The following is a 6,000-nucleotide window of genomic DNA, read 5'->3' as shown; positions in this document are numbered from 1 at the left end:
CCCCGTCAATCTCGACCCCCGCATGGCCAAGCTCGCCGGCGGTGTCCACCGTCTCGACGGCCAGCTCATGGTCGTCCTCGACGTCGATCGCGTCCTCGAGCTCGCGCCCGATATGATGGCGGCCTGATACGCCGGCACATCCGCCGACGTACCTGCAATTGGAAGTGCCCCCGCAAAAGGGGGGGAAGCAGAGGTTCACATGCGAACTTGTCTCGTCGTTGATGATTCCAGCGTCATCCGCAAGGTTGCGCGCCGGATCCTGGAGGGCCTCGACTTCCAGATCCTCGAAGCCGAGGACGGTGAGAAGGCGCTGGAGGCCTGCAAGCGCGGCTTGCCCGATGCGGTGCTGCTGGACTGGAACATGCCGGTGATGGACGGCTATGAGTTCCTCGGCCATCTCCGGCGCATGCCCGGCGGCGACCAGCCCAAGGTGGTGTTCTGCACCACCGAGAACGACGTCGCGCATATCGCGCGCGCGCTGCACGCTGGCGCCAACGAGTACATCATGAAGCCCTTCGACAAGGACATCGTGACGGCGAAATTCCAGGAAGTCGGCCTTATCTGAGCGACCGCCCTGGAGGCTGAACGGCTCCTTCGGCGTTTGTTTTCAACTGACCGTTTCAGTCTGAGTTGGTGAGTAATGAGTGTTGCGTTCGCAGGTAATTCGACCCCGGGCTCGTCGCGGGAAGCCGGACCGTTGCGGGTGATGGTCGTCGATGACTCCGTCGTCATCCGCGGTCTGATCTCGCGCTGGATCGGCGCCGAGCACGACATGGAGGTCGCGGCCTCGCTGCGCACCGGGCTCGAGGCGGTCAACCAGATCGAACGCATCAATCCCGATGTTGCCGTGCTCGATATCGAAATGCCCGAGCTCGACGGCATCTCGGCGCTGCCGCAACTCCTGGCGAAGAAGCGCGATCTCGTCATCATCATGGCCTCGACGCTGACCCGCCGCAACGCGGAGATCAGCTTCAAAGCGTTGTCGCTCGGCGCCGCCGACTACATTCCGAAGCCTGAATCGACGCGCGAGGCTTCGGCTGCGGACATCTTCCATCACGACCTGATCCAGAAAATCCGCCACCTCGGCGCACGGCTGCGCCGCAAGGCCGCGGTTGCGAGCCCGCCGCTCGCGCCCGCAACCGCAAGCCCGGCTCCGGCGACACGTGGGCCGGTTGTCGCGCGGCCTGCCGCGTCCGCGGCCGCTCCGGCCGTCCATGCGCCGTCGTCGTCCTCGGTGCTGTCCACGCGTCCGTTTTCGACCCAGGCCCCGAAGGTGCTGCTGATCGGCTCATCGACCGGCGGTCCTCAGGCGCTGATGGCGCTCGTCGCCGAGCTCGGTCCCGTGATCGACCGTGTCCCGGTGCTGATCACCCAGCACATGCCGCCCACCTTCACCACCATTCTCGCGGAGCATCTGGCACGCACGAGCCGCAAGCCGGCGGCCGAGGCGGTGGATGGCGAGCCGGTGAAGCCGGGCCGCATCTATCTTGCGCCGGGCGGCAAGCACATGCGCGTCGTGCGTAGCGGCGCCGACGTGGCGATCGCGCTCGACGACGGTCCCGCCGTCAATTTCTGCAAGCCCGCGGTCGATCCGCTGTTCACTTCCGCCATCGACATCTGGCATGGCGCCATCCTCTCCGTGATCCTGACGGGCATGGGCTCGGACGGCATGCGCGGCGGCAAGGACATCGTCGCCGCCGGCGGCAGCGTGATCGCGCAGGACGAAGCTTCCAGCGTGGTCTGGGGCATGCCGGGCGCAGCGGCCAATGCCGGCATCTGTGCGGCGATCCTGCCGCTCAACCAGATCGGCGCCCGGGTCAATCGCCTGTTCGCAGGAGACCGCTCGTGACGCCGGTTGACTACGACTATCTGCGCAAATTCCTGAAAGAGCGCTCCGGCCTCGATCTCTCCCCGGACAAGCAGTATCTGGTCGAGAGCCGGCTGCTGCCGCTGGCCCGCAAGGCGAGCCTCGCCGGGATTCCCGATCTCGTGCTGAAGATCAGGAATGGCGACGGACGGCTTGCGAGCGATGTGGTCGAAGCGATGACCACCAACGAGACTTTCTTCTACCGCGACAAGATCCCGTTCGATCACTTGCGCGAAACGATCCTGCCGGGACTGCTTCGGGCGCGCGCAGCGCGCAAGTCGCTGCGCATCTGGTCGGCGGCGTCGTCGACGGGACAGGAACCGTATTCGATTGCGATGTGCGTGAAGGAGATGGGCGTAGCCTTCGCCGGCTGGCGCATCGAGATCGTCGCCACCGATCTGTCGCAGGAGGTGCTGGAGAAATCCAAGGCCGGCGTCTACAGCCAGTTCGAGGTGCAGCGCGGCCTGCCGATCCAGCACCTGATGAAATACTTCACGCAAGCGGGCGAAGTCTGGCAGCTCAATGCCGACATTCGCGCGATGGTGCAGTTCCGCCAGCTCAATCTGTTGCAGGACTTCTCCCATCTCGGCACGTTCGACGTGATCTTCTGCCGCAATGTGCTGATCTATTTCGACCAGGACACCAAGGCCGTGATCTTCGAGCGCATGGCGAAGGTTTTGGAAGCCGACGGCACGCTGCTGTTGGGCGCCGCCGAATCCGTCGTCGGAATTACCGACGCGTTCCGCCCGATCGCCGATCGTCGTGGCCTCTATCAGCTCAATCCGACGCGCTCCGGGCGCCCGATGGGTGGATTGATGCCGCCGTCATTGAAGGTAGCAGCGGCGCGGTGAGATGCGTTCTTCCCCTCTCCCCTTGCGGGAGAGGGTGGCTCGCCGCGTAGCGGCGAGACGGGTGAGGGGTTCTATCCGCGAGCCCACCGACACTTGAACTCGCGGATAGAACCCCTCATCCGGCGCTTCGCGCCACCTTCTCCCACAACGGGAGAAGGAATGAAGAGCGCACCTCACAAGATCGCATGCGGCAGAAACCGCGAGCCGTTGCCGGTGATCGGGCTTTCGTCCTCGCGGATCGACAGGCCGCAGGGTTCGTGATCCACCAGCCAGCTTCCGATCACGGGATAGAAGCCGGAAAAATTCGGCAGCGGCGCGAGCGCCTGCCGCACGAATCCTTCGGCGCCGTAGGGGCCTGCCTGCTCGTCGAGCGGCATTCCACCAGACACCAGCGTGACATTGGCCCCTTCGCGCGACAGCAGCGGCTTGCGCACATAGGAGCTGCCGAGCTCGGCTGCCCGCGGATCGTCCTCGAAGAACGCCGGTAGCAGATTGGGATGGTTCGGAAACATCTCCCAGAGCAGCGGCAGGATGCCCTTGTTGGAGAGCACCGCCTTCCACGGCGGTTCGATCCAGCGTGTCTGTGCATCCTTGAGCTTTGCGCTAAAGGCGTCGTGGAACATCCATTCCCAAGGATAGAGCTTGAAGGCGAGCGTGATGTCGCGGTCGCCGAGATCGACGAAGCCGCCGGTATCATTGCGCCAGCCGATCGCCTCGATGTCGAGCAGCGTGGTCGTCAGTCCCGCGTGGCGCGCGGTATCTTCGAGATAAGCGAGCGTGCCGGCGTCCTCCTCATTGCCCGTGGTGCCGGTGAGATGGACGTGGCGGCTAGCGGCAATCTGCTTCCAGGCTTCGATCAATCGTTCGTGGATGGAGTTGAACTGGTCGGCCCGCGACGGGATGATGCGCCGTTCGATCGCCTGTTCGAGCCAGGTCCATTGAAAGACCGCGGCTTCGAAAATCGAGGTCGGCGTATCCGCGTTGTATTCGAGCAGCTTTGCCGGTCCCTTGCCGTCGAATTTCAGATCGAGCCGGCCATAGAGGCTGCGGTCGTCTCGTGCCCAGCTCTCGGCGATCAGGCTCCAGAACGCCTCCGGTATCTTCAAGCGCTGCAGATGGCGCTCGTCGCCGATCACGCGGCCGGCGAGCTCCAGGCACATCGCGTCGATCTCGCCGGTCGGCGCCTCGATGCCACGCTCGATCTCGTCGAGCGTGAAGGCGTAATAGGCGCGCTCGTCCCAATAGCGCTCACCGTCGATGGTGTGGAAGGCGAAGCCGCATTGTTCGGCGGTCTGCCGCCAGTCGTCGCGCTCGGGGCAGACGATGCGTTGCATGGGTCAGCCGCCGCCGGAGAAGCCATGGCCAAACGAGCCGAAGCCGCCGCGGCTCACGCCGCCGGAGCCTGAATCGGACGACGTTCCGGACGAGGAATGGCTCGAGGAGTCGCTGCTGAAGAAACTCGATCGCGACGAACTGCCGCCGCCGCTGGAGGAGCTGCGGCTGCTGCTGCACGAGGTGCTCGCTTGCACCGCCGGGTCCATGCCGGCAGGGGAGGGCTCGCAATTCTGCCGCGGCATCAGTGTGTAGGCGGTGGTGCCGACCGCGATCGTGCCCATCACCAGCAGCGCGACATGGCCGGAGCGCTTCACCGGCTGTTGTGCAGGCGGCGGTCCGGCCGCCGGCCGGCGCTTGCCGAACTCCTTTTTGGAGCGCTTGTCGGTCATGTCAGTAGATCATGCAGGCGGCGTTGAGCAGGCCTGCGGCGAGCGAGGACAGCCCGAGCCAGATGGCAGCTGCAAGTTCGCCGGCGGCAATCCGCGCCGACAGGTTCGGCACCGGCACTCTCACCAGGAAGAACACGACGATCTGGACGATCAGCGCGATCATCGCCCAGATCAGGCAGTCCAGCACATTGGCCGAATGCGCGATCGCGCTGACAAGCGGCGCCACGAAGCCGAGCAGGCTGAGGCCGAGTGCGATCGCCGCAGCCGGATCGTTGTCGCGGATCAGCTGGAATTCGTTATGCGTCGTGATGCGGGTGTAGACGAACAGGTACGCCACGATCGCGATCAGCCCGGTGCAGAAATAGACCAGGAAGGCGGGCAGGCCGGCCAGTGATTGCAGGATCATCGTTCCCCCATCGTGCAGCGACCATTCGTCGGCGGGGGAAGGATAGCGGTTCAACGGCGCAAGGACGATGAGGCCCCGTTCGCGTCCCCAAAAAACAAAACCCCGCCATTTGCGGCGGGGTCCAGGCTGGGAGGAGCAAGCCCCGAAGGGCTCGCGGGTAAAACCCAGGATCAGGCGGGGATGCGCTCTTCGACCTCGTGCGGCTCGCGCAGCACGTAGCCGCGGCCCCACACGGTCTCGATGAAGTTGCGGCCTTCGGAGGCATTGGCGAGCTTCTTGCGGAGCTTGCAGATGAAGACGTCGATGATCTTCAGCTCGGGCTCGTCCATGCCGCCATAGAGGTGGTTGAGGAACATTTCCTTGGTGAGGGTCGTGCCCTTGCGGAGCGAGAGCAGCTCCAGCATCTGGTATTCCTTGCCGGTCAGATGCACGCGCTGACCGCCGACTTCCACGGTCTTGGTGTCGAGGTTGACGACGAGGTCGCCGGTCTGGATCACCGACTGGGCATGGCCCTTGGAGCGGCGCACGATCGCGTGGATGCGGGCAACCAGCTCGTCCTTGTGGAAGGGCTTGGTCATGTAGTCGTCGGCGCCGACGCCGAGACCCTTGACCTTGTCCTCGATGCCGGCGAGGCCGGAGAGGATCAGAATGGGTGTCTTGATCTTGGAGACCCGAAGCTGCTTGAGCACGTCGTAGCCGGACATGTCGGGCAGGTTGAGGTCGAGAAGGATAATGTCGTAATCGTATAATTTACCGAGATCGACGCCTTCTTCCCCCAAATCGGTCGTGTAGACGTTGAAGCTCTCAGACTTCAACATCAGCTCGATCGACTGCGCGACGGCGCTGTCATCTTCAATCAGCAAAACGCGCATGCCAGTTCCCCATAGTCGCCGCTCCTGGGCGTCAGGTCGGCCGCATTCGCGGCACACAACAAAACGCCTTTGAACAACTGATTCGGATCCTGACAACAGATGGTTAACAAATTCTGATTCTGGAACGCAAGCCCTGTAGATGCAATTTTCGTCGAATCGCCCTAAGGTCTTGTGTGCGAAGCAGCTTTCGTTATCCGGTTGCGTTCAAGTTCCACTTTAAGAGACGGGCCTAACCGACTCTCGCGACTCAGCCTTCTTCTGAAGGGGAGCCACGCTCAGT

At 63.8% G+C, this 6,000-nt stretch carries 7 protein-coding genes and 1 pseudogene; 4 read left to right on the top strand and 4 right to left on the bottom strand.

Annotated elements, in window-relative coordinates; all coding sequences use genetic code 11:
* The 4 genes and pseudogenes from IVB36_RS26270 to IVB36_RS26255 all read left to right on the top strand — a co-directional run.
* Window positions 1-127: pseudogene (locus tag IVB36_RS26270) on the top strand (chemotaxis protein CheW); the annotation flags it as partial.
* 72 nt (window positions 128-199) lie between these two features.
* Window positions 200-565 (top strand): response regulator, encoded by a 366-nt coding sequence (locus IVB36_RS26265; protein ID WP_007600538.1) that lies wholly within the window; start codon window positions 200-202, stop codon window positions 563-565.
* A 75-nt stretch (window positions 566-640) separates the two neighbouring features.
* The gene (locus tag IVB36_RS26260; RefSeq protein WP_247372417.1) at window positions 641-1,849 is read left to right on the top strand and encodes a chemotaxis response regulator protein-glutamate methylesterase; all 1,209 of its coding nucleotides are present in this window, start codon (window positions 641-643) and stop codon (window positions 1,847-1,849) included.
* A complete protein-coding gene (locus tag IVB36_RS26255; RefSeq protein WP_247372419.1) occupies window positions 1,846-2,718 on the top strand; it encodes a protein-glutamate O-methyltransferase CheR in 873 nt (290 codons plus the stop codon). Before IVB36_RS26260 ends, IVB36_RS26255 begins: the two co-directional genes overlap by 4 nt.
* Before the next feature lie 173 nt (window positions 2,719-2,891).
* Here IVB36_RS26255 and IVB36_RS26250 read toward each other — a convergent pair whose 3' ends face one another.
* The 4 genes from IVB36_RS26250 to IVB36_RS26235 all read right to left on the bottom strand — a co-directional run bounded on the left by IVB36_RS26250 (window position 2,892) and on the right by IVB36_RS26235 (window position 5,720).
* Window positions 2,892-4,052 carry a glutathionylspermidine synthase family protein gene (locus IVB36_RS26250; protein WP_247372421.1) on the bottom strand — a complete coding sequence of 387 codons (1,161 nt, stop codon included), beginning with the start codon at window positions 4,050-4,052 and terminating at the stop codon, window positions 2,892-2,894.
* A gap of 3 nt (window positions 4,053-4,055) precedes the next feature.
* The gene (locus tag IVB36_RS26245; RefSeq protein WP_018455721.1) at window positions 4,056-4,442 is read right to left on the bottom strand and encodes a hypothetical protein; all 387 of its coding nucleotides are present in this window, start codon (window positions 4,440-4,442) and stop codon (window positions 4,056-4,058) included.
* A 1-nt stretch (window position 4,443) separates the two neighbouring features.
* Window positions 4,444-4,848 carry a DUF350 domain-containing protein gene (locus IVB36_RS26240; protein WP_018455720.1) on the bottom strand — a complete coding sequence of 135 codons (405 nt, stop codon included), beginning with the start codon at window positions 4,846-4,848 and terminating at the stop codon, window positions 4,444-4,446.
* A gap of 170 nt (window positions 4,849-5,018) precedes the next feature.
* Entirely contained in the window at window positions 5,019-5,720 is a 702-nt protein-coding gene (locus tag IVB36_RS26235; protein WP_007600544.1) for a response regulator transcription factor, read from the bottom strand.
* Window positions 5,721-6,000 lie beyond the last annotated feature (280 nt).

The sequence above is a fragment of the Bradyrhizobium sp. 35 genome, from assembly GCF_023073215.1.
In the GTDB taxonomy this organism is placed as follows: domain Bacteria; phylum Pseudomonadota; class Alphaproteobacteria; order Rhizobiales; family Xanthobacteraceae; genus Bradyrhizobium; species Bradyrhizobium canariense_D.
The sequence above is the reverse complement of the archived record's forward strand: the minus strand, read 5'-3'. Positions and strand labels throughout refer to the sequence as shown.